The organism is Phycisphaerae bacterium (assembly GCA_035275405.1).
GTDB lineage: Bacteria > Planctomycetota > Phycisphaerae > UBA1845 > UTPLA1 > DATEMU01.
Map to the genome: position 1 here is coordinate 198,306 of DATEMU010000012.1, position 22,733 is coordinate 221,038.

General features: G+C 63.3%; 18 protein-coding genes. 10 read left to right on the top strand and 8 right to left on the bottom strand.

The window, feature by feature from the left end; genetic code table 11:
* The first annotated feature begins 6 nt into the window (after positions 1-6).
* Both VJZ71_13625 and VJZ71_13630 read left to right on the top strand, forming a co-directional pair.
* Entirely contained in the window at positions 7-3,045 is a 3,039-nt protein-coding gene (locus VJZ71_13625) for a glutamine amidotransferase (protein ID HKQ49105.1), read from the top strand.
* Positions 3,046-3,208: 163 nt separating this feature from the next.
* Positions 3,209-4,228 (top strand): MoxR family ATPase, encoded by a 1,020-nt coding sequence (locus tag VJZ71_13630; GenBank protein ID HKQ49106.1) that lies wholly within the window; start codon positions 3,209-3,211, stop codon positions 4,226-4,228.
* A 24-nt stretch (positions 4,229-4,252) separates the two neighbouring features.
* On the opposite strand, the gene VJZ71_13635 is transcribed toward VJZ71_13630, so the two are convergent.
* The 4 genes from VJZ71_13635 to VJZ71_13650 form a co-directional block, all read right to left on the bottom strand.
* Positions 4,253-7,063 (bottom strand): dockerin type I domain-containing protein, encoded by a 2,811-nt coding sequence (locus VJZ71_13635; protein HKQ49107.1) that lies wholly within the window; start codon positions 7,061-7,063, stop codon positions 4,253-4,255.
* A gap of 75 nt (positions 7,064-7,138) precedes the next feature.
* Positions 7,139-7,768 (bottom strand): 4Fe-4S dicluster domain-containing protein, encoded by a 630-nt coding sequence (locus VJZ71_13640; protein ID HKQ49108.1) that lies wholly within the window; start codon positions 7,766-7,768, stop codon positions 7,139-7,141.
* 51 nt (positions 7,769-7,819) lie between these two features.
* Positions 7,820-8,593 carry a class I SAM-dependent methyltransferase gene (locus tag VJZ71_13645; protein ID HKQ49109.1) on the bottom strand — a complete coding sequence of 258 codons (774 nt, stop codon included), beginning with the start codon at positions 8,591-8,593 and terminating at the stop codon, positions 7,820-7,822.
* Between the two features lie 6 nt (positions 8,594-8,599).
* The gene (locus tag VJZ71_13650) at positions 8,600-10,426 is read right to left on the bottom strand and encodes a serine/threonine-protein kinase (GenBank protein HKQ49110.1); all 1,827 of its coding nucleotides are present in this window, start codon (positions 10,424-10,426) and stop codon (positions 8,600-8,602) included.
* Between the two features lie 314 nt (positions 10,427-10,740).
* Between VJZ71_13650 and VJZ71_13655 the strand changes: the two genes are divergently transcribed.
* The 3 genes from VJZ71_13655 (at position 10,741) to VJZ71_13665 (ending at position 12,526) form a co-directional block, all read left to right on the top strand.
* The gene (locus VJZ71_13655) at positions 10,741-11,370 is read left to right on the top strand and encodes a sigma-70 family RNA polymerase sigma factor (protein ID HKQ49111.1); all 630 of its coding nucleotides are present in this window, start codon (positions 10,741-10,743) and stop codon (positions 11,368-11,370) included.
* A gap of 102 nt (positions 11,371-11,472) precedes the next feature.
* Positions 11,473-11,670, top strand: coding sequence for a hypothetical protein (locus VJZ71_13660; protein HKQ49112.1), 198 nt, complete (start codon positions 11,473-11,475; stop codon positions 11,668-11,670).
* A gap of 28 nt (positions 11,671-11,698) precedes the next feature.
* Entirely contained in the window at positions 11,699-12,526 is an 828-nt protein-coding gene (locus VJZ71_13665) for a class I SAM-dependent methyltransferase (protein ID HKQ49113.1), read from the top strand.
* Between the two features lie 10 nt (positions 12,527-12,536).
* On the opposite strand, the gene rsmH is transcribed toward VJZ71_13665, so the two are convergent.
* The 3 genes from rsmH to lptB form a co-directional block, all read right to left on the bottom strand.
* Positions 12,537-13,622: a 16S rRNA (cytosine(1402)-N(4))-methyltransferase RsmH gene (gene rsmH, locus VJZ71_13670; GenBank protein HKQ49114.1), complete on the bottom strand. Its 1,086-nt coding sequence runs from the start codon at positions 13,620-13,622 to the stop codon at positions 12,537-12,539.
* Positions 13,623-13,630: 8 nt separating this feature from the next.
* Positions 13,631-14,890 carry a hypothetical protein gene (locus VJZ71_13675; GenBank protein ID HKQ49115.1) on the bottom strand — a complete coding sequence of 420 codons (1,260 nt, stop codon included), beginning with the start codon at positions 14,888-14,890 and terminating at the stop codon, positions 13,631-13,633.
* Positions 14,891-14,968: 78 nt separating this feature from the next.
* Positions 14,969-15,748, bottom strand: coding sequence for an LPS export ABC transporter ATP-binding protein (gene lptB / locus VJZ71_13680; protein HKQ49116.1), 780 nt, complete (start codon positions 15,746-15,748; stop codon positions 14,969-14,971).
* A gap of 371 nt (positions 15,749-16,119) precedes the next feature.
* On the opposite strand from lptB, the gene VJZ71_13685 reads away from it, so the two are divergent.
* Positions 16,120-16,746, top strand: coding sequence for a hypothetical protein (locus VJZ71_13685; GenBank protein ID HKQ49117.1), 627 nt, complete (start codon positions 16,120-16,122; stop codon positions 16,744-16,746).
* Between the two features lie 42 nt (positions 16,747-16,788).
* Here VJZ71_13685 and VJZ71_13690 read toward each other — a convergent pair whose 3' ends face one another.
* Positions 16,789-18,522: a S26 family signal peptidase gene (locus tag VJZ71_13690; GenBank protein HKQ49118.1), complete on the bottom strand. Its 1,734-nt coding sequence runs from the start codon at positions 18,520-18,522 to the stop codon at positions 16,789-16,791.
* Positions 18,523-18,773: 251 nt separating this feature from the next.
* On the opposite strand from VJZ71_13690, the gene VJZ71_13695 reads away from it, so the two are divergent.
* The 4 genes from VJZ71_13695 to VJZ71_13710 all read left to right on the top strand — a co-directional run bounded on the left by VJZ71_13695 (position 18,774) and on the right by VJZ71_13710 (position 22,603).
* Entirely contained in the window at positions 18,774-19,658 is an 885-nt protein-coding gene (locus VJZ71_13695; protein HKQ49119.1) for a PhnD/SsuA/transferrin family substrate-binding protein, read from the top strand.
* A gap of 119 nt (positions 19,659-19,777) precedes the next feature.
* On the top strand, positions 19,778-21,346 hold the full coding sequence (locus tag VJZ71_13700) for a YifB family Mg chelatase-like AAA ATPase (protein HKQ49120.1): 1,569 nt from the start codon (positions 19,778-19,780) through the stop codon (positions 21,344-21,346).
* Positions 21,347-21,468: 122 nt separating this feature from the next.
* The gene (locus tag VJZ71_13705; GenBank protein ID HKQ49121.1) at positions 21,469-21,711 is read left to right on the top strand and encodes a hypothetical protein; all 243 of its coding nucleotides are present in this window, start codon (positions 21,469-21,471) and stop codon (positions 21,709-21,711) included.
* Between the two features lie 133 nt (positions 21,712-21,844).
* The gene (locus VJZ71_13710; GenBank protein ID HKQ49122.1) at positions 21,845-22,603 is read left to right on the top strand and encodes a BtpA/SgcQ family protein; all 759 of its coding nucleotides are present in this window, start codon (positions 21,845-21,847) and stop codon (positions 22,601-22,603) included.
* Positions 22,604-22,733: the final 130 nt, after the last annotated feature.

The window sequence follows — 22,733 nt, forward strand, 5'->3', positions numbered from 1 at the left end:
CAACCGATGGCTTCACTTTTCGAACGCTTCGACCGCCCGATGCTCCTCCTCCTCGCCCTCGTCATCCTCCTGACGGCGTGGATGGCCCGCCGCTCCCTCGCCGGTCTCGGCCCCATCCGCGGAAAGCTCTGCCTCGCGATGCGCTCCCTCGTCATCCTCCTCCTCGTCCTGGCCATCGCCGGGATGCATCGAGTGCTCAAGAGCGACGACCTCTCCGTCCTCTTCCTGCTCGATCAATCCCGCTCCATCCCCGTCGATCATCGCAAGCAATCCGAGGAGTTCATCCGCAACGTCACCGCGAAGATGAAGCCGAACGACCGCGCCGGCATCCTCACCTTCGACGGTCTCTCCAAGATCGAGCAACTGCCCAGCAAGCCCGGCCCCGACGGCGGCGTGCATGTGTCGATGCCGCTGGCGGACGGTCAGCGCCCCGATCGGACGAACCTCGCCCAGGGACTCCGCGTCGCCGCCGCCTGTGCGATGGACTCGACGAACAACCGCGTGGTCATCCTCTCCGACGGGATCCAGAACCTCGGCGACGCGCTGGAAGAGGCGAAGACCGCCCGGGCCAATCACATGCGCGTGGATGTGATTCCCCTCGTCCACGAAGAGGCCGCCGAAGTCGTCTTCGAGCAGATCGTCGTGCCCCCCTACGCAAACCTCCACGAACAGGTCCCCCTCCGCCTCATCGTCAAGAGCGATCGCGCGACCAGCGGCACCATCCTCATCCACCAGCGCGTCGGTCAGGACGAAACGCTGCTCGATCTGAATGCCGACAAGGAAGGCTCCGGTCGCCGCGTCACGCTCGAACAAGGCCGCAATGCCTTCGTCGTCCGTGTGCCTATCGCTACCGCCCGCACTCACGAATTCCGCGCGGAGTTCGTCCCTGACGAGCCCGCCGCCGACGGCATGGCCCAGAACAACGTCGCCCGCGCCTTCACCAACGTCGAGGGGCCCAAGGACGTCCTCTTCATCGGCACGCAGCGCGACCGCGCCGATGACGATGTGCTCATGGAGGCCCTGAAGCGCGAGGGCATCCGCGTTAGCTGGGAACCCTCCGAATCCGTCAACCTCGACACCGCCGTTCTTCAGGATTACGCAGCGATCGTCCTCTCCAATGTACCCGCGGATCATTTCAGCGCGGCACAGCAGCAGGCACTGGTGAGCTACGTCCGCGACCTCGGCGGCGGTGTGGTGATGATCGGCGGCGACGACAGCTTCGCCGCGGGCGGTTGGCAGGGTTCGCCCATCGAAGAGATCATGCCCGTCAAGTTCGACGTCGATTCCGTCAAGCAGATCCCCCGCGGGGCGCTGGCCATCGTCATGCACTCCTGCGAGATGCCGCAGGGCAACAAGTGGGGCATCGAGACCGCCGTCGCCGCGCTGAATACCGTCAGCCGCCTGGATTACTACGGCGTGGTCGGCTGGGGCATGACCGGCTTCGCGTGGGAAGTTCCCATGCAGACGGCGGGCAACAAGGAGGCGATCAAGAGCCAGCTCCGCAAGATGCAGAACGCGGACATGTTCGACTTCGACCCGCCGATGAAGATGGCGTTTCAGGCCCTGATGAGCTGCAAGGACGCCGCCCAGCGCCACATGATCATCATCTCCGACGGCGACCCGCAGCCGCCCTCCAGCGGCCTGCTCAATCAGATGGTCGGCAAGAAAGTCACCTGCTCGACCGTCTCCATCTTCCCCCACGGCGGCCAGGAGATCGCCACGATGCAGAACATCGCCAACGCCACGGGCGGTCGCTACTACTCGTTGAACAAGGCGGGCGACGAAAAAAAGCTGCCGCGGATCTTCGTGAAGGAGGCGAAGATCGTGCGCCGTCCGCTGGTCCGCGACGAGATCTTCACGCCCAAGCTGCGCCCCAACCTCTCCGAGATCATGCAGGGTATCGACACGAACTTCCCGCAGCTCCTCGGCTACGTCGTCACCACGCCGCGCAAGGTCGTCGACGTGGAGATGCCGCTCGTCACCGAGCGCGGCGATCCGCTCCTCGCGCATTGGCGCTGCGGGTTCGGCCGGACACTCGCCTTCACCAGCGGCCGCTGGAAGCACTGGGGCGCGAACTGGGCCGGCTGGCCCGCGTTCAGCAAGCTGTGGGCGCAGTCCGTCCGCTGGGTCATGCAGCAGGGCAGCGCCGCCAACTATGACGTCTCCACCACCGTCGTCGGCGACGAGGGACAGGTCGTCATCGAGAGCCTGCAGGAGGAGGGCTTCGCCAACTTTCAGCAATTCGAGGGCCGGGCAATTGCACCCGACGGGACCTCGACACCGGTGACGATCGTGCAGACAGGACCCGGTCGCTATGAAGGCAAGTTCCGCCTCGGCGAGCAAGGCTCGTACCTGCTCAACGTCGTCGCCGCCGGCGGCCCCGAGGGACGGCCGACGATGATCCGCACCGGCGTGAGCGTCGCTTACTCGCCGGAGTTTCGAGAGCTGGAGACGAATGAGGCCCTTCTCCGCGCCATCGCCGACGAGACGAACGGTCGCGTCCTGACTCCCGAGGCCGACGCCAAAATGGTCTTCGCCCACGACCTCCCACCGACGATCACGCGGACGCCGATCTGGCAGACGCTCCTGCAACTGGCGGTCTTCGCCTTCCTGCTCGACGTCGGCGTGCGCCGCATCGCCATTGACCCGGTCCGCGTCGCCCGCACAGTCCGCGGCTACATCGCCAGCCTGCCCGGCCTCGTTGGCGCGGGTCGTCGCGCGACGCGCACATTGGCCGAATTGAAGGATGTCCGCGAAAAGGTTCGCGCCGAGCGAACGGCCGAAGGACAGGCCCCGCAGCCGATCCCCGGCGCACCCTTGGAAGACCTCGCCCCGCCCTCCGCCGATGCTAAGTTCACCGGCGCAACCGGCCCGGCCAAACCCTCCGGCGATCTGATCGAAGCGATGGGTGGCGCGACGGCCGCTCCAAGCAAGCCCCCGCCTGCCAAGGTGAAAAAGGACGAACCTCCGCAGGAAGCCACCACCGCCCGCCTCCTCCGCGCCAAGAAGCGTACGCGCGATCAGCAGGATGATGGGAAAAAGTGAAGCGGTGTGGCACGGTCTCGCAGCAGCGAGGCCGTGGTGTCGCAAGCATGACCAACATCGCTACAATGGCATCCAGCAACTTACGGACCGGAGTAGGGTGGGCTCTGCCCGCCGTCCGCACTGACCACTAGCCACTGATCGCTGACCACTCGCGGAGCACTACATGGCCACACAGATCGACCCTGCGGTAGCCAAGGCGGCCGAGGAATTCCGCGTCAAGTTCAAGGCCGTCCGCGACGAGATCGGCAAGGCCATCGTCGGCCACACCGAGATCGTCGAGGGCGTCCTCACCTGCCTCTTCACCGGCGGTCATGCGCTCCTGGAGGGCGTGCCCGGCCTCGGCAAGACTTATCTGATCCGCTCGATGTCCGAGGCCCTCAAGCTCGAATTCTCCCGCATCCAGTTCACCCCCGACCTCATGCCCGCCGACATCATCGGCACCAACATCATCACCGAGAACGCCGAGACCGGCCGGCGGCAGTTTGAATTTCAGCGCGGTCCCCTCTTCTCCCAGATGGTCCTGGCCGACGAAGTCAACCGCGCCACGCCCAAGACGCAGTCCGCCCTGCTCGAGGCGATGCAGGAAAAGACCATCACCGTCGCCGGTCATCGCTACCAACTCGTCGCCCCGTTCTTCGTCATGGCCACGCAGAACCCCATCGAGCAGGAGGGCACCTACCCGCTGCCCGAGGCGCAGCTCGATCGCTTTTTCTACAAGCTCATCGTCCACTATTCGAGCCGCGCGGAGCTGGGCACCATCCTCGATCGCACGACGACCGGTCACAAGCCGGAGATCAAGCCGGTCATGAGCGGCGAGCAGATCGTCGGGGCGCAGAAGCTCGTGCAGCGGGTGATCCTCGCCCCGCACGTGCAGGACTACGCGATCCGCGTCACGCTGGCGACGCACCCGCGCGGCCAATTCGCGACGGAGTTGACCAACCGCTACGTCCGCTGGGGCGCCTCCCCCCGCGGCGCACAGGCCATCGCCCTGGCCGCCAAGGTCCGCGCGCTATTGGAAGGCCGCTACAACGTTGGTTTTGAGGATATCCGCCACGTCTATCTGCCCGCGATGCGGCACCGCGTACTGCTCAACTTCGAAGCGCAGGCCGAAGGCCTCGAATCCGACGCGGTGCTCAAGGACATTCTCGACAAAACGCCGACTGCCGCCGAACAGGCGGCGTGACCGATCATGCGCTGACCGATCGTCCTATCTGAGTAACGCGGAAACTAGTATCGGTATGTCTAGTTGGTTCACGATGCCATCAAAATTCACATCGGCGCAGCGGCAGACTATCTCATCTCCGAGCAAACAGGCAACAACTGACTGTACGTCAAGCCCATCGAGCGCTCCAGATGTGTTAATGTCCCCTGGCGTTGGACAATAATCTATTCGAGTCGTTGCCAGGTCGGAGCCGCTCCCATCCCGGAACGAATTGGAGAGAAGATATACTATTCCCGGAGTTTTGAAGGAAAGGTCAAAAGCGGCATCTCTGGAGTTGGGCTGCGAAGGGAGTTCTTTTGACCAGAACTTGTTGCCATTGGTGTCGAGCATGCGGACGGCGGGTCGAGTTCGGCTGCTCCCTCCAACAGTATAAGAAACGAAAATGTTTGCCGCTTCATCGACGCCGAGTCGATTATTGATGCCGAAAGTTAGATAACAATCGTCGCGGACATTCCAAAGTCTTTGCCCGTTAGAATCGTACTTGACAGTTAAGACCTGGGTGTCTGAGTCGCTATAGTAAATCGAGACTCCCGTCAGGACGGCGTTGTCCGATGAATCGATCGCCATGTCGTGCGCATACTCGTTGGCTCCCGAACCGTCATCGAAGGTCGTAGCCCATTGCTGTGATCCATGTCGATCGAATTTAGCGAGCTCGATTTTGGCAAGAGGATAATTAACTGTCGTCCCGGAAACAAAAACATCACCAGTCGAGGATACCGCCAATGATGAGGCCAAGAAACCCGTGTGCGCCGGTCCATCGCACAGGGCCGACCATCGTTCGTTTCCGTTCTTATTGTATTGTACGATCAGGGTGTCGAGAATTTCGGGATCTCGCTGTCGATAAAAACTCACGGCCACCGTTACATTTCCCTTGAAATCGACCGCCATGGCCTTTGCGCCGCCCAATTCAATCGTATCTGCGGGTATGAACGTCGACCACAGTTTCTGGCCCTCTGCGTCAAACTTCATGACCAATGCCCCGTCTTGCCCTACGTGATTGACGTCAAAAAACGTTGCGGCGACGAGGATGTTTCCCCTCGGGTCCATAGTGATTGCTGATACGTCAAAATTCCCTGGCGTAGGCATGTCGGTCTCGGATACCCAGCGGATGCCGCCAAATTGATCCACTGCCACGACGATGACGGCGAAGTCCGAATCAGCCCGCTGTGAAGATCCACCCACGTAGACATTGCCGGCGCTGTCCACAGTCATCGCTTGTAACCTGTCATAGTGAGGTCCTTCAGAACTGTATCGCGTTGCCCATTCGCTGATACCGTTGGGTTCGTGTTTTACAACGACGAAGTCGTCAAGAGTTTCGGTTCCCTGAGAAGTTCCCCCGACATATACATTCCCGAGAGAGTCTTCTGCGATGGCCGCAGGCCAATCGTGCTGCCGACCGACAACGTTGTATCGATTCGTCCAGGCGACCGTCCCATTTTCATTGTACTTCACCGTCGCAATGTCGGACCATGTTCCGACTCCGTTGGAATTGCCGCTGGCATAGACATTCCCCGCGGCATCTGTGGCAACGAATTCGGCGTTCTCTATCCAGTCCGCAGGGCCGTTGTAGCAGGCCTGCCAGCGATCCGTTCCGTCTGCTTCATACTGTACAACGAAGAAGTCCGAGTAAGTCGAGCCGCACAACATCGCGCCGGAGACTTGGATCAATCCTGTCGGCGTCATGGCGACACTTGATCCATAAGCGTAGCCGTCATCGCCCGATGGAAATACGGCTAGCCACTGTTGGACTCCATCGAGCGAGTATTTGAGAGTCAAACACTGAGGTTGGTTGGCCGAGGTGTCGCCCGTTCCTGCGACAATGACAGCGCCAGATGGGTCCATGGCGAGTGCGGCAGAGAAGTCGTCGAGGCCGGGTCCGTTCGTGTGTCTTGCTACCCATCGTTCCGACCCATTTGCGTCGAAGCTGACCGTAATGAAATCTCGATCCGGATAAATGCCGCCGGAGCCTGTCACATAGATATTATCCTGCTTGTCAATCCCCATCGCCCGTGGGGATTCGTTGCCGTGCTCGGGGGTATCGTACCGCGCATCCCAAATCAATAGCCCGTCGGAGCCATATTTGAGAAGCAAATAATCGAAACCATCGTGACACGCGACGACGATGTTCCCCGCGTGATCAATCACCATCGCGATGGGTTCGGCGCTACTCGCCAGTGGTTCGGAGTACTGAGTGGACCAAACGAGCGATCCATTTGAATCATATCGTAGGAGTTTGATGTAGCTCTGGTTGACATATGACCTGCCGGCCACATAAGCATTGCCATCCGCGTCCGCGGCAACGCAAAACGCTACATCACGGCTATTGGATTGGTGCTTGTAGAAAGACGCCCAGGCCTGCGAACCCTCCGGGCCGTACTTGATCGTGACCATGGAATAGGCGCTTCCGACCCAACTAGCGCCGCAAACGATGACATTTCCTTCCTGGTCGACAACAATACCGTTCGGAAAATCATTCCTGTTGGCCGTGCCGTTGAAGCGATTCTCCCATTCGACGATTCCATCAGGAGATAACTTGATGGTCCAAATATTGCCATCGACAGCGCCGTAAACCCGCGTAAGTCCGGTCATGTAAACAAAGCCAGCGCCGTCGACAACCCGCGCCGCGAGTTTGTCGTCACCGCTTCCTGGGCCATCGTAATATGCAGTCCATTGGGGAACTTGTGCGGCCGCTGGTTGAGAATAGTTGACCGTAGCCAATGCTAAGATGGCCAATAGGCCACCCGAGCCAGAACGCGCGATCCGGCGCCAGCGGCTAACTTTGCTCGAGTACGACATGACCATCTATTGTAACACTTGAACCTCCCTACTTATTCCAAGAAAGCTGGTTCCCCCCGAAAATAGCTGGAGCCGTCATTCGTTTGCTATCCGTATCGCCTTCCCCGGCGTCGTCGGGCAGTACTGCTGGCAGACGCCGCAGCCGGTGCAGCCCTGGCCGATCGCGCCGGGGCCGGCGGAGTCGTTTGGATCGATCACCTGCACGCGGCCGGAGTCGTCGAGCCGGATCGCTACGGCCGCGATCGGGCACTTGTCGATGCAGATCGTGCACGGCTCGCCCTTCGAGCGGAGGCACACGTCGTGATCGACAACGGCCAACCCCATGCGGATCGCGAATCGATCGACTAGTTGCAGCGCTCCGCTCGGGCAGACCTTCATGCAGGCCAGCTCGTCGCAGATCACGCACGCCTGGCGATCGGGGTCGACATACGGGGTGCCGCTCAACCGCGGGTCGCTCGATTCCGACAGCGCGATGGCATCGGCCGGGCACGCCTCCGCGCATTTGCCGCATCGATGGCAGGTATCGAGGAACTGCGATTCGGGAAGCGCCCCCGGCGGTCGCAGCGGCCGCAAAGGGACCGTCAGCCCCGGCGGCAGCTTTTTCTCAATGATCCCCGCCAGCGGGCGCAAGAATCGCTCCGCCGTGTTCGCAAAGAACCGTCGGCGATCGTGGGGGTCGAGGTCATCGAGGGGAGGGCTGCTCATGGTCCCTACATGATAGGCCCGGGTAGCTCGACCCTCACCCCGGCCCTCTCCCTAAGAGGGAGAGGAGGTGCCGACCCAGAGTTTGGTGTCGTAATCAAACTGGACGCGGCCGCCGTCGGCGTGGCGATCAAACAGCCTCCGCAATTCGGGGATCATGGCCTCGAACGACGGGTGACCGGCCGCCGGCATGTACGACGACGACAACACGCGGCCGCGCAGGCCGTCAAAGTCGAAGACCTGGGCATTGGGAAAGCTCCGCCGCTCGAAGCCGCCCGCGCCGAAGAACCGCGCGATCCGGCCGTCCGTCTCGGCGTTCTCGTGATTGATCTGGTTGTAATCGAGGGCAAACCGATGGATGAAATCCTCGTACTCCCGCATGAACGGCGTGTCCGGTCGCCGGTTGTTCCACATCAACACGGTGCGACCGCCGGGGCGGAGGATGCGGCGGAACTCGCGCCGCGCCGCGTCCACGTCGAACCAGTGGAAGGCCTGCGCGGCGACGACCCAGTCGACGCATGCATCGAGCAGCGTCGTCGCCGCGGCTCGGGCCGTGACGCTGTGAAAGGCGGGGTAATCGGCAAGGAGTTTTTCGGCGGCGGCGCGCATGTCGGCATTCGGCTCGACGCCATAGACCGTGTTGCCGTTAAGCAGGAACATCGCCGCCGAGATGCCGGTCCCGCTGCCGATGTCGGCGACGACGTGTGTTGGCCGCAGCCCAAATTCGGAGGTCAGCGATTCAAGCACCTCCGGCGGATAGCCCGGCCGATAGCGGATGTAGTCTTCGACGCGGGTCGAGAAGCGGGTAAGGGCATCCTTGGCGGGCATAGTGGTCTAAGGGGTGGCGGGCGCCTCGGCCGGCGCGGGCGGGGTAGGAATAGGAGACACGTCCGCGGCGACGGGCTGCGATGTCGCCGGCTGCGACGAGGCCGGCTGCGACGTCGGCGGCGCGGTCCGTAACGCGGTGACGAATCCTTCGAGCACCTTGGCCAATTCTTCGCGACGCGGGTCGGGCTTGGCCGGCGGCTCCTCGGTCTTGGCCCATTCCGGCTTCGGGCTGGTCAGCGGCGCGTTCACGTCGATCGGGCTTTCCTTGAGCTTCGACTTCCTTTCCTCCGCGGCCAGTTCCGCCGCGCCCGAGGCCAGGAGCTTCAACCCCAGCGTCACGGCGTCTTCCGAATTTCCCACTCCGGATGCGATGGGGTTGATGACCGAGTCATATTTTTCCACCAGTTCAGGAGAGAGGACCCTCTTGAGTGAATCAATCGTGGCCTGGGCTTCCTGGGATTGGTTGCGCTCGCGGACCAGCTGTTCCACCTGGGCTTCTTTCTGCGAAACCCTTTCGGCGGTCTGGCGAAGCACGACGTTCTGTTGCTCCACCTTGCTCGAAAAATAGTACACGATCGCGCCCAGGGAAACCGCGAACAACAGAACCATCGCCCCGACGCCCAGGGCGAACCGATGTCGCATCGCCGCCTTGCGCAGCAGATACAGACTGCTCGCCGGTTTGGCGGAGATCGGCTCGCCCGCCAGGAACCGCGAGAGATCGCCGGCGAACGCGTCGACCGACTGATACCGGTCCTCCTTGCGCTTTTCCAGGGCCTTGAGCATGATGGCGCTCAAGTCTCCGTCGATCCGCGAGACGTGTTTGCTCGGGTGCGCCGGCTCGGCGTGGGCGATGTTGTGCAGAATCTTGCCCATGGCCACGTTCGTCTCGTACGGCATGGTCCCCGTGATCATCTCATAGAGCAGGACGCCGAGGGCATAGACATCAACGCGCGTATCGATGCCCGTGGGATCGCCTGCCGCCTGCTCGGGCGACATGTACGCGGGCGTGCCGACGATCTGCGCCGTCACCGAGGTGTTCACTTCGCCCAAGAGGCCCGCCTTGGCCAGCCCGAAGTCCAGCACGTGCGGCTCGCCGTCGCCGTCCACGAGGATGTTCGTCGGCTTGATGTCGCGGTGGATCACACCCCGCTGGTGCGCATGACTGACGGGCCCGCAGATCTTGAGGAAGAGGCGAACCCGGGCGGCGGTGTCCATGTGATGCGCGTTCAGGTAATCACCGAGGGCCAGGCCGAAGATGTGCTCCATGGCGTAGTACATGCGTCCGTCGGCCTGGCCGCTGTCGTAGATGGGAATGATGTTGGAGTGCTTGAGCTGCGCCGCGAGGGCGATCTCGCGCTCGAAGCGCTTGCGCGCGTTGTCGGAGGCGAACGGGCCCTCGAGCAGGAGCTTGAGCGCGACGAGGCGTTTGGTGGATTTCTGGATCGCCTTGTAGACGATGCCCATGCCCCCGCGGCCGATCTGCTTCAGGACGTCGTATCCGGGGATGTCCGGCAGCGCGGCTTTGGCCGCGGCGAGGTGATCCTGGGCTGAACTGCCGTCGAACGGCACTGTTTCCCGGGTCGCGTCCCTGGACGACGAGCCGAGTTTTGCTAAAAGGTCCAAACCTCCCAGGTGCTCGCGCAGCTCGGCCGCGTCGTCGGGGTGCTCGGAAAGGAAATCCTCGGCGGAGATCTTTTCGCCACGTTCGCGGCGATCGAAATACTCATTAATGAGTTCGCCGAGGCGCTCGTCCCGCGGACTTGCTTCGAGGGATTCAGCCGGGTTATCGCTGGGGGGAGTCATCGTCGCGGGCAGCCATCGGGCGATTGCCAATCGCCCGTATCTTGTTTTCACGTAACGACCTGTGGCGATTTTACCACAAGTCAGGGTTCGGCCGGTGGCGGAGGGGGCGCAACCCTATTGAATCAAGACAGTCCACAGCGCTAATGCCTGACACCGAATAACTTACCACAAAACTGGTTCTGGGACCATTAGAAAATCACAGTTCCTTTGGAAGCCCCGCTCGGCTCCCCTGTGTAGGCGACCGCTCCGTGGGTTATTGTATGAAGGGGTGAGGATTATTCTCGTACTGAGACCCCCGAAGTGGCAAGGCTTTTGGGCAAAACCAGTTGCAAATGAGGCCCGGCGTGTCGGATAACAGCGAGACACAAGTGCTGATCAAGAGCGCCCGCAAGGGCGACGAGCAGGCCGTGCGGCGTCTGCTGGTCCTGTACCACCCGCGGCTCAAGGCCCGGCTCCTGCGGCAAATGGACCCGACCATGCGCTCGAAGATCGAGCCGGAGGACATCCTTCAGCAGGTGTATCTGGAGACTTTTCGGGCCATCGGGCAGTTTGAATATCAGGGGCCCGATTCGTTCCTGCGCTGGATGTATGCCATCCTCGATCGCAAGCTGATCGACGAGCACCGGGCGATGCGGGCCGAACGGCGCGACGTCCGCCGCGAGGTCAAACCGTCTCCCATGGCGGGCAATCAAACGACCTACGTCGATCTGCTCGCGCGGATCACTTCCGGCGGCGGGACGCCGAGCCAGGTGGTGCGCAAGGAGGAGGCGCTGGGCGTACTGGCCGCGTGCGTGGCGACGCTTCCGGATCACTATCGCGATGTCATCAAAATGCGGTTTATCGAAGGCCGGCCGGTCGCGGAAGTGGCCAAGTCGCTGAAGCGCTCGATCGGTTCGATCCACATGATCTGCCATCGAGCCCTGCGCCAGCTTCGCGAGCAGGCGGAGAAGCTGGGGATCACGTATGACGAATAGGGATCAGGGAATCAGGCGGCGGAGCGATTTACTATGGGGCGTTCGGTCAAGAATAACAGGCGCGGGGCCGCGCGGTCGATAAGACGAGTTTGGGAGGTTGCCATGCGAGAATCCATGTTGAAGTACTTGATGTGCCTGCTTCTGCTGTTCGGGGCGGCGCCGATGATGACCGGTTGCGGTACAGACTTCGAGGATTTCGGCGAAGCGCTGGACGATCTCGATGAGGACTTGTCGGACGCCGACGATTTCGACGACTTCGAAGAGGCCTGGGACGATTTCTTCGACGAGTTGGACGACTAACACATCGCGCGGCGAATTCGGGAGGACGATGCAGCGGAGAGACTTGCTTGGTGGCCCGGATGCAGCAACCGCTCGTGCGACGGTGGCCGTTTTCGCGGGCGACCCCGCGGATTCCGTCCAGCGTCAGGCCGCACAACTCGCCGCGCAGCTCGGCCTGTCGCTCGTCCAGAGCGAGAATCCTGCATTTGAAATGCTTCTGACGGTAACGGCCGAGCGCCTGGAGCTGCGCTTCCCGCAGCCGGGCGGACCGGGGCCGATGGTCGTCGATTTCGTCGAAGGTCGACACGGGTACGCCCGGTGCATCCATCGCTTCCGCCTACTCTTTAAGGCCGTTGGCTTTCGCCGTGGCCCCCTGACCGTACTCGATGCCACCGCCGGACTGGGTCGCGCCGCCTTTTGCCTCGCGTACCACGGCTGCCGGGTGACCGCGATCGAGCGGTCGCCGATTCTGTACGCGCTGCTCAGGGACGGACTGGATCGCGCCGACCGCGTGCCGGAAATCAAGGAACACCTGGAAGGCCGGCTGCGCGTGCTTTGCGACGACACGCGCGAATATCTTCAAAGACTGGCGTTGGAAGACGCGCCGGATGTCGTGTATCTCGATCCGATGTTTCCGGAGAAGAAGAAGTCCGCCCTTGTGAAAGTGGAAATGCGCATCCTGCGCCGGCTCATTGGCGACGACCTCGATGCCGCGGAACTCTTCAATCTGGCCTGCGCCGTCGCGCGGCAGCGCGTGGTCGTGAAGCGCAGCCGCGAAGCGGTGCCGCTGGCCCCCCATCCGAGCCACAGTCACAGCGATGGGACTACCCGCTACGACGTTTACCTGCGCCCTCAGCATTTCTCGTCGCCGGCCTGAATCGCCGCCCTTACGGCGCCGCGGCCCGCACGGCCCAGCGGAACTTCGCGGGCGCGCTGCGCGGGTTGGAGTGCCGCTCAGAGGGACTGGGACGCAGCGGTTCGTCGGCGATTTGTGAATAAACGCCCTCGTGCAGTCCGTCACGCAGCGCGTGTTTGACCCTTCGATCCTCGCCGCTGTGAAACGTGAGAATGCCCAGGCGGCCGCCGGGCTTCAGGCAATAGGGCGCGATGCGCAGCAGTTGTTCGAGACCGTGCAGTTCTTCATTCACGAGAATTCGCAGCGCCTGAAACGTACGCGCCGCGGGATGCAGATCGGACCGTCCGGCGTCACGCCATGTCTTGCGCGTCTGGCCATGCGCACGGAGCACGATGTCGACCAGTTCCTCCGTCCGTGTGATGGGCCGTTGGGACTGATTCCGAACGATTGCTTGTGCGATCGGCAGATGCTCGGGCTCATCTGCGAAGTCGCGCAGGGCTGTCGCCAGTTCTTCACAGGTGATCGTGCGCAGGACATCGGCAGCCGTGCGCGGACGGCGGAGGTCCATGCGCATATCAAGCGGGCCATCATGCTTGTAGGAGAACCCGCGCGTCGGATCGTCGATCTGCATGCTGCTCAGGCCGAGGTCGGCGAACAGGATATCCACGCCGGCCAGACCTTCCGCCGCCAGCACCTTCGGCAGACCGGCAAAATGGCTGTGGTGTAGATGAAGGCGCGCCGGATCCACCGCCTGCGCGAGCCGCCGGCCGGTCGCTTCCAGTTGCGGACCGTCGAGGTCAAGGCCGATCAGCCGGCCATCGGGCGCGGTGCATCCGAGCAGCGCGAGGGCGTGGCCGCCGTAGCCGATCGTGAGATCGGCCGCCATCTCCCCGGGAGCGGGACGCAGCGCGGCGAGGACTTCGGCGACCATGATGGGGACATGCGTGCCGGCGGGGGTACGGCCCTGCGACCGGACGTGCGCCTCCATCTCGGGGTATCTGCCCGCGTCACGCTCCTTGTAGCGTTCGTCAAATCGGCGCGGGTGCGTGCCCGCATAGCGCGGTCGCCGGCGATGCGGTTTCGAGTGCGAACCGGAATCAGAGGGACCGTCGGTCATTCGCTTCTCTACTTCGCCCCCGACATGATAAACGGCAGCACGATCGAGACCGCGATCAGAACGATGATGATCCACTCCAGGACCTCCATCCGGCGGCCGGATTGCTCGTCGGCGAGCTTCTGGTAGAGACCGTCGGCGGTGTGCAGTTTACGGACGATGCTCTGGTCCCATTCGCCGAGGTGAAAGCGCCGGGCGGCGAGGGCGTAGAGGCGGGCCAGGTGCTGGTCGCCGATCAGCTTGAGCGCATTGTTCGTGCCCTCGAACAAGATGGCGTTTTCCATTTGCAGGGCCGCGAGGTGACGGCGGGCGGCGCGGTGGGGGTCGAGCAGCAGGGCCAGCGGCGAACGCGGGCGATGATGGCCGTCCCGGCGCAGGAACGTTGAGTACGAACGATCGAGGATCGAATCCAGGCGGTCGTCGATAAACCTCATTTCCAGCAACTCGACGTTGGCAAATTCGAGCACGGCCAGGGCGTCGTCGGCCTGCGCGTCCAGCAGGAGCGCGGCGTTCCAGTCGATTACGGCGACATCGGCCGGCCCGTAGGACAATTGCTCGCACATCGCCGCTTCAATCGCCTGCGGCGAGAGCGGACCGGATTCGGCCAGCAGGAGCCGCGCAACGGTCGAGCAGGCGGCGTTCACGGCGGCCTGCGCCGATGGCACGGGCGACCAGCGGCGGGCGTGATAGACGGTGTAATCCTCCAGGAGGTCGACGAGGTTGGGCCGCTCGATTGCGCCGGTGAGGCGAATGACGAGATCCTTGACGCGCCGGCGGACCTGTTCGCGCAGTTTCGTGTGGTCGCTGAGGGCCTCGGCGAGCGGGAGGAGGGATTCGAGCGTCAGGCCGGCGTCGCCGCCCTCCAGCGGGATGCGATAGGCGACGGACACGGCCCCAAAGTCGTAGAGCGTGCACTCGACGCGCGGGGCGAAGCGAAATCCGGCGAAGTCCAGAGAGGCAGACTCGCCCGCGGGCTGGTCGATGCGCAGGGGGGCGGGATGGAATTGCAGATAGGTCGGGGCGCGGCGGCGGTGGCTGATGCCCGTGCGGCGCGTCTCCTCGCCCGCGGCGCCGGGGGCGTCGGCAAAAGTTTTTTGTGCGGCGTCGAGATCAATGCCGTGGCCGACGTCGAAGGCGAAGAAGAGCCAGCAGTGGCCCTCGTGGATGCGGAGCCCGCCGGTTGGGGCCGTAGAGTCGGCCGCCCGGGCGTCCGGCGACGCGCCGGCCCGGCGGCGGGCCGGCCGCACACGGGAGATTCGGCGTCGAGGCATTCGTTCGTTCATGACCGCACGTTCCGGCGGAGTATAGGGGCGATCGGCGGGCGAGCGTGTTTCGATTGGAAATTGCAGCTAGCGCGGCGCGGTCGGCGGATGGTCGAACTCATCCCCGCGGAAGGTCGTGCCCAGGTAGGCCTCGCGGACCACAGGGTCGTTGATGAGCGCTCGCGGCGTGCCTTCCGCGATCACGCTGCCCTCGTGGATGATGTAGCTGCGATCGGTCACCTCCAGCGTCTGCCGGACGTTGTGGTCGGTCAGCAGGAAGGACAGGCCCATGTCGCGCTGCAGATGGCGAATCTCGCGCTGGAGGTCCTGCACCGCGATCGGGTCCACGCCGGAGAACGGCTCGTCGAGCAGGATGATCGCAGGCTTGGTGATCAGCGCCCGGGCGATCTCCAGCTTGCGCCGTTCGCCGCCGGACAGCGTCCGCGCCTCCTGCTTGGCATTGCGCTGCAGGCCGAACTGCTCCAGCAGCTCGTACGCCCGTCGGCGGCGCTCGGCGGGAGACAGACCGCGAATGAGTTCGAGGATCGCCAGCAGATTCTTCTCGACCGACAGCCGGACGAAGACGCTGTTCTCCTGCGAGAGGTAGCCGACGCCCTTTTGCGCCCGGCGATACATCGGCAGCGTGGTGATCTCCTCGTCGTTGAAGAGGACGGTGCCGCCGTCGGGCTTCACGATCCCCATGGTCATGCGAAAGCTCGTCGTCTTGCCGGCGCCGTTGCGTCCCAGAAGCCCGACGATCTCGCCGCGACCGACGTGGAAACAAACTTTATTGACGACCACGCGCCCGCTGTAGGCCTTGATGAGATTGCGGGCCTCGAGGAGATGCCGATGGTTGGTGGGGGTCATTCGATCGCGGGTCCACTCGCCTGCCGCCCGGCCGGGGCTGTACATCACAGAACGCGAGAATTCGCGGGCCGGTACGGTCTATCCAGAACCGGAGGGAGGATAACCGACGACAGGCCGGTTGGCCAGAAATGTCTGCAACGGTCGGCGATTAGCCGCCTTGAGTCCCCTTTCCGGTGGCGTTTCCGGCGGCGGCGCGCATACGCTGCAGGCACTCTGGACTGGTTTTTGGGAGTAATCCGGCGGCGGTTGGCGTTGTGTCATTAGGACCTTACTTTATGTCGCCGCCTCATCTCACGTCACCCAAAGTGCTTTTTCCCGCGAATGAAATCCGGTATGTTGTCGCTCCAGTTTCCTTTTTCGGAGGACTTTCCATGGCCCCGTTTCGTATCGTTTCCGGTTGCGGTCTGCTCTTCCTATTGCTTGCCACCATGGGCGGCCAGTGCAACGGCGTTCCCTGCGAGCCCGGCGATCCGGGGTACGACCCTATGACCGGTCTCTGCCCGTCGACACAGCCCACCGACGAACTGGGCCCGCCCGGCCCCGGCACCGGCGGCCTGCCCACGGAGCCGAACACGGAGACGCCCGACAGCGCCGACGACAATGTCGAACCGGATGAGGTCAACATCGACGTGTATGGCCTGAACGGCCGCTGGATCGACAACGGCAACGGTCAGGACACCTGCGTCTTCCATACCGGCAGCGAAGTGGGAGGCAACTACCTCGAGGAGCACATCTGCGATCACGGCGACGGGACGGGAAATACCTCGGTAACGCTGATCAACTTCCGCGGGACGCTGGTCGGCAACGTCATCACGGGCACGACATCCACTTGCAAATTCGGCTTCGATTCCGGCAACGGATTCGTCGACGCGCCGATGACGCTGACGGTCAGCGAAGACGGCAAGTCTTTGGACGGCACGTGGTACAGCGAAGTCGACGATGCGGATATCCCTTTCAGCCTCTCGCGCCAGACGGTGGGGAATTGTTTCGGGCAATAATGAGGGGGCCGCCGGATGCCACCGCGCGCGGCGACGCGGGCCTTACCGGATGATCCGCATCTTGCCGACGTTCGGAATGACCGCCGGGGTGTCGTTGGAAAAGCGGTAACCGCCGGGCCAGTAGACGAAGAATGCACGGCCGATCATCTGATCGCCGGGGACGGTGCCATACTGATAATCGCCGCGCTCCCGCAGGAGCGGGCAGACCTCCCACCAGAGGCGCGAATCCTTGCTCTGCGGGCTGTTGTCGCCAAGGCAGAAATAGTCGGGGGGCGACTCGCGCAGATAGATCGGATTGGTCATCGTGCCCCAGCCGGGGTAGTGGTTGAATTCGTTGCGAATGTTCCCCCGTCCTTCCTCGGTGAAGATCTCGGAGCGATAGTACACGTCGCGGTGAACGCTCAGGTGGCGAATCTCCAGCGGCAGCTCTTTTGCGCCGATCCGCACGGCGGCCTCGGGACCGGGGCCCGCCACCTCCGCCGCGCGGAGAAGCCCGGCCACATCGGGCCGGTAGTGGCTTTCGTCCGTCGCCACGATTTCCGTGCCGTCGATCCGCAGCGCGACGCGATAGTCGACGTTTTCAAACTCCATCGTGACGGGGTGCGGGGGACGCAGCGGGTCGGTGCGGCCGTTGCCGATCTCGCGGTCCACCCTCCCGCGTTCGTGGCGCATGAGCCGCACGGTCCCGTCGGCGCTGACATGCGCGACGAACCCGTCACTGCCTCGCAGGAGATCCAGGCTCAGCGTTCCCTGCGTTCCGCCGGGCACCAGGACAAAACGCAGCCGCACGTCGCCGACATTGCGGGCCGCAGGCTGCATCGACGGCTGGAGTGAGTTGTAGCCATAGCTGTCCTGGATCGGCTTGCCCGTGAGTTGCAGCCAGTGCTCGCGCGCATCGGACGGTTTGAACTTTACCCGCGGCGTCGATACGTCCCAGGGAGTGTTCTGGGGCTGCTCGGCGGCCCACACCGGCAGGTCGTTGTGCAGCGCGCCGAGCCGGGTCATGTCGGGCTTGAAATCGTGGTCGTAGTGGGTCATCCACAGGGATTCCTGCGCGACCGGCGACTTGCGCTGAATTCTCAAGAGCCCGGCGAGTCGCTCCTGTTGCTCGGCGTTCAGCCGGCGGGCGTCGGGGCGCCCGGGAGGCGGCGGTCGGGAGAGGGACTCGCGAATGTCGGCGGGAACGGATTCTGCCGGGGCGACGTAGATGTCGCCGTCGATGATCTCCAGGACCTCGCCCGGCAGTCCCAGCAGGCGCTTGATGTAGTTCTGCTCGCCTTCCTGCGGGTCCTTGAAAACGACGACGTCCCAGCGCTTCGGCCCCAGCCATTTCGCGCCCAAATCGTACGGCCATTTGAGCACGAGAATGCGGTCGCCGGGGCTGGGCACGACCGGGTCGTCCTTCGTATGCAACGCGGCATTTCGACCTTCGGCGTAGCCGCAGTTGGGACAGCGTACCAGAGGATTATGGGGGAGTTCGCCCAGACCGCTCCGGCCTTCCCGTATTCCGAAGACAATCGGGTACCGGCACAAATCGCAGCGATAATCCCCGTGCAGTCCGTACAGACCGGGCGCCATCGAACCGGTCGGAATGACAAAGGCCTCGACGACGAACGCCCGAAAGACAAAGGCGAGGATGAAGGCCACGACGATGGATTCGATGGTATCGCGCACGCCGTCGGGCCGCGGGACGTCGGCGGAGGGCAGGGCGGACCGGACGGTCGGAATCCCTTCCAGAGGCGGGGCGTTTACTGTGGGGGCGGATCGCGAATCCATGATCGGGCGGCCTGTATAAGCGTCGGCGATTCTGAGGTTCCGGACGATAGCGAGGCTGTTAACCTCCGTCAAATGAGACAGGTACTAACGGCCATGAGGTTCAACGAATTCGTGCGTCCTTTTCACGCACTATTCAATGAGAGGCTTCCCTCCACGCTCTCTTGAGGGGCTGGGCGGGAAGGCGTTATACTGCCGATCCATCCGTGGGCGGCCTCGGCCGCGAACTTGCACCGTTTTTGGAGGTCTCGGACATGTCCAGACGGATTCTTGCGTGGACAAAGATAACGCCGGTCATGCTGCTCGCGGTCGGTTGTCAGGCCGGGGCCGGTCGGACCGGGCGCGTTGTGCAGATCGGCACGACGAAGGCCGATCTGTTCGGCGTGCCGGCCGAGTATCGCGCTCTGCACATGGATCTGGAGAAGAAGTTCAACTGCCCGGTGAGCTTCAGCGCCCAACCCAGCGGCACGGCGATCGGCCAGCAGCTCGACATGGGTAACGTGCCCTTCGCGGTGCTGACCGCCGAGGAATACGCCGAGGTGGAGGATGCGAGCAAGCTGACGCTCCTGGCGTCGGGCGTGAACTCTCTGGGCAAGACGAGCCGCCAGGCGCACATCGTCGTGCGCGCGAATTCGCACGTGAAGACGATCTCGGATTGCGCGGGCAAGCGCTTCGCGTTCGGCGCGTACAAGGACCCGCTGACGGACATCGCCGCGCGCAAGGCGCTGGAGCAGGCGGGCGTGCCCATGAAGAAGATCCTCCCGGAGATCCTGCCGCCGCCGCTGGCGTTCGAAGGTCGGCTCTACGTTTCACCGGCCAAGAGTTGGTTCGACCTGACGGTCAACGCGGGCGTCATCGACGAGATCGATTTCAACAAGATGCCGGAGAGCGGCGGCAACCCGATCACGGGGCCGTCGAAGGATCAGTTCAAGATCGTCGGCGAGACGGCGGCGATTCCGGAGATCGTCGTGGTGGCGGGGCCGAGTGCCGATCCGCAGATGGCCGAGACGCTCAAGAATTACCTGCTCAACGACGCCAAGGCCAATGAGAAGCTGTGCCAGGATTTGAAAATCACGGGCTTCGCCCCGGCGGATCGCGCGGCGTATGACGCGGTGAAGCCGGTGTTCGCGAAGTCGTAGGAAAATCCTGGGTGGCACGGTCTCGCCGCAGCGAGGCCGTGACTTTGGAATACGGCTTGGCTTTTGTCACCATGCGACCACGGCCTGCCTGCTGGCAGACCGTGCCACCCTGATGCGGCTTGTCGCACGCCTACGCAATCGGTACGCTTTCGGGCCTCATGCTGGTTCAAGTTCATAGCGCGACGCTGGTCGGCATCGACGCCGTTCCGTGCGAGGTGGAGGTCAACGTCTCCTCTCGCGGGTTCGCCACGCCCGTCGTCGTGGGGATGCCCGCCTCGGACGTGAAGGAGAGCCTCGAACGCATCCGCACGGCGATCGTCAACTGCGGGTACGAAGCCCCGGATCATCGCACTGTCATCAACCTCGCTCCGGCGGATATCCGCAAGGAAGGCCCGGCGTTGGATCTGCCGATCGCGCTGGGGATGCTTTTCGCATCCGATGGCGCGGCCCCGCCGACGCTGCGGGAATATGTCATCGCCGGCGAATTGGCGCTGGATGGCCGCACGCGGCCGATCAAGGGCGCGCTGTCCATGGCGATGATGGCCAAACGCGAGGGCTATCGCGGCTTCATCCTCCCGCAGGCCAACGCCAACGAGGCCGCCGTCGTCGAGGGGCTCGAAGTTTTCGGCGTCTCGTCGCTGACGGATGCGGTCGGGCTGCTAAACGAGCAACTGCCCATCGAGCCGACGGCGATCGATCTGGAGGAGACATTTGCGAAGGCCGCGGCCTACGACGTCGATTTCGCGGATGTCCGCGGGCAGGAGTTCGCCAAGCGGGCGGTCACGCTCGCCGCGGCCGGGGGACACAACCTGCTGATGGTCGGCCCGCCCGGCTCCGGCAAGACCTTCATGGCCAAGTGCCTGCCGACGATCCTGCCGCCCCTTTCCATTTCAGAATCACTCGAAACGACGCGCGTCTGGTCCGCCGCGGGCAAGCTCGCCTCTGGGGCGTCGCTCATGGCGACGCGACCGGTGCGGACGCCGCACCACTCCGCCAGCGCCCCGGCCCTCGTCGGCGGCGGGACGGTCCCGCAGGCGGGCGAAGTCTCGCTCGCCCACCACGGCATCCTGTTTCTCGACGAGTTCCCCGAGTTCCAGCGCACGATCCTCGAAACGCTCCGCCAGCCGCTGGAGGACGGCTGCGTGACGATCGCCCGGTCGCACAGCGTCGTCCGCTTCCCGGCCGAGTTTATGCTCGTCGCGGCGATGAATCCGTGCCCGTGCGGGTATCTGTCCGACCCGCGCAAGCCGTGCAAGTGTTCTCAGCCGCAGGTGGAAAAGTACCTGTCGCGTGTCAGCGGTCCCTTGATCGATCGCATCGATATCCATGTCACGGTTCCTGCCGTGCCGTTCAATGAGCTGCGACATTCCAAGCCGGGCACGGCATCGGCGACAATGCGCGGTCACGTGCTCGAAGCCCGTCAACGCCAGCAGGCTCGCTTCAACGGTCAGGCAACCAAGGTCAACGCCCGCATGGGACCGCGGCTGGTGCGGAAGCATTGCCCGCTGGACGATGCGGGAGAGATGATCCTCAAACAGGCGATGACGGAGTTGGGACTGTCGGCGCGGGCACACGACAAGGTCCTCCGCGTAGCGCGGACGATCGCGGATGTGGAGGGCTCAGAGCGGATCAAGCCGGAGCATCTGAGTGAGGCGGTGAACTATCGGCAGTTGGATCGGCAGCGATGACATTGTCGAGGGTCCTAACAATCGCGATTGTAAATACCATACTATGCGCTGATGGCTGTTGCCAACCTAAAGGCGTTCGCTCGGCCGACGAGTCTAGTCCTGTATTTGACAAAGCTGTTGGTATGGATGAAAAGGAAGTGCTGCGCAAGTTCGGCGCACCCAACCTAAACGAATTAAAGCAAGCCAACGCGATAGTCGGAGAGTTGCGAAGCGCCCTTCAAGCAAAAGTCGCTAATGGTGAGACAGAAATAAAGGAGCTTTATTACAAGTTCGACGCGCAGGAAAGAATCTTTTGGCTTACCCAACGGGATGGCGAATGGAGGGTCATCTCAGACGTGAGTATTCCGAGGGGAGTGGCATACTGAGCCCTTCCTAACAGGACGAGACACATCTTTCGATTTCCTCTTCCACAATTTGCCGTCCTCCCTTATCAATTCATCCATGCTTGACCCCGGTCTGACATTCTTGAATGGTATATCCCGTCCCGCGCTGATCGCAATGATTCACGTCGGCGCGCTGCCGGGTACGCCTCGCTCGAAATCCACCGTCGCCGAGATTGCCGCGAGTGCCGTTAACGAAGCCAAGCTCCTCGCCGACGGCGGCGTGGATGCGATCCTGCTGGAAAACATGCACGACGTGCCGTACTTGAACCGGCAAGTTGGGCCGGAGATCGTCGCGGCGATGACGGCGATCTGCGCGGCGGTGCGGCAGGCCGTCGCGCTGCCCCTCGGCGTGCAGATCCTCGCCGGGGCCAACCGCGAGGCCGTCGCCGTCGCCCACGCGAGCGGCTGCCAGTTCGTCCGCTGCGAGGGCTTCGTCTTCGCCCACGTCGCCGACGAGGGGCTGATGCCCGAGGCCGACGCCGGGCCGCTCCTGCGCTATCGCAAGATGATCGGCGCGGAAGAGGTCGCGATCCTCGCCGACGTGAAGAAAAAGCACTCATCGCACGCGATCACCGCCGACGTGGACCTCGCCGAGACCGCCCAGGCCGCCGAGTTCTTCGGGGCCTCCGGCGTTGTCGTTACCGGCCCGGCGACCGGCCGCCCGACGAGCGTCGACGACCTCGCCGCCGTCCGCAAGGCCGTGAACATCCCCGTCTTCGTCGGCTCCGGCGTCACGCCGGAAAACGCGAAGGCCCTCGCCCCGCACGCGCACGCCTTTTTCGTTGGGAGCTATCTCAAGAAAGACGGCTATTGGGCCAATAAACCCGATCCAGATCGCGTTGCTTCTACGGTGCGGGTTGTTCGATCCCTCTAGCCGATTGTTCGTTTCAAAAGAAGTCCAAAATGACGGTGCAAATCGCAAGGTTGTTTGATGGTCAATATTGGTGGGTGACCCCAACAATCGGTTGTGGTTTTCCCTTAGCGGCGTTTGTGATTCGCCTCTT

What these genes read in the sequence shown, in the direction of transcription:
- VJZ71_13705 (HKQ49121.1), top strand. Translation starts at nt 21,469, where the DNA reads ATGGATGAAAAGGAAGTGCTGCGCAAGTTCGGCGCACCCAACCTAAAC.
- VJZ71_13660 (HKQ49112.1), top strand. Translation starts at nt 11,473, where the DNA reads ATGCGAGAATCCATGTTGAAGTACTTGATGTGCCTGCTTCTGCTGTTC.
- VJZ71_13625 (HKQ49105.1), top strand. Translation starts at nt 7, where the DNA reads ATGGCTTCACTTTTCGAACGCTTCGACCGCCCGATGCTCCTCCTCCTC.
- lptB (HKQ49116.1), bottom strand. Translation starts at nt 15,748, where the DNA reads ATGACCCCCACCAACCATCGGCATCTCCTCGAGGCCCGCAATCTCATC.
- VJZ71_13695 (HKQ49119.1), top strand. Translation starts at nt 18,774, where the DNA reads ATGTCCAGACGGATTCTTGCGTGGACAAAGATAACGCCGGTCATGCTG.
- VJZ71_13685 (HKQ49117.1), top strand. Translation starts at nt 16,120, where the DNA reads ATGGCCCCGTTTCGTATCGTTTCCGGTTGCGGTCTGCTCTTCCTATTG.
- VJZ71_13665 (HKQ49113.1), top strand. Translation starts at nt 11,699, where the DNA reads ATGCAGCGGAGAGACTTGCTTGGTGGCCCGGATGCAGCAACCGCTCGT.
- rsmH (HKQ49114.1), bottom strand. Translation starts at nt 13,622, where the DNA reads ATGACCGACGGTCCCTCTGATTCCGGTTCGCACTCGAAACCGCATCGC.
- VJZ71_13675 (HKQ49115.1), bottom strand. Translation starts at nt 14,890, where the DNA reads ATGCCTCGACGCCGAATCTCCCGTGTGCGGCCGGCCCGCCGCCGGGCC.
- VJZ71_13640 (HKQ49108.1), bottom strand. Translation starts at nt 7,768, where the DNA reads ATGAGCAGCCCTCCCCTCGATGACCTCGACCCCCACGATCGCCGACGG.
- VJZ71_13710 (HKQ49122.1), top strand. Translation starts at nt 21,845, where the DNA reads ATGATTCACGTCGGCGCGCTGCCGGGTACGCCTCGCTCGAAATCCACC.
- VJZ71_13690 (HKQ49118.1), bottom strand. Translation starts at nt 18,522, where the DNA reads ATGGATTCGCGATCCGCCCCCACAGTAAACGCCCCGCCTCTGGAAGGG.
- VJZ71_13645 (HKQ49109.1), bottom strand. Translation starts at nt 8,593, where the DNA reads ATGCCCGCCAAGGATGCCCTTACCCGCTTCTCGACCCGCGTCGAAGAC.
- VJZ71_13635 (HKQ49107.1), bottom strand. Translation starts at nt 7,063, where the DNA reads ATGTCGTACTCGAGCAAAGTTAGCCGCTGGCGCCGGATCGCGCGTTCT.
- VJZ71_13630 (HKQ49106.1), top strand. Translation starts at nt 3,209, where the DNA reads ATGGCCACACAGATCGACCCTGCGGTAGCCAAGGCGGCCGAGGAATTC.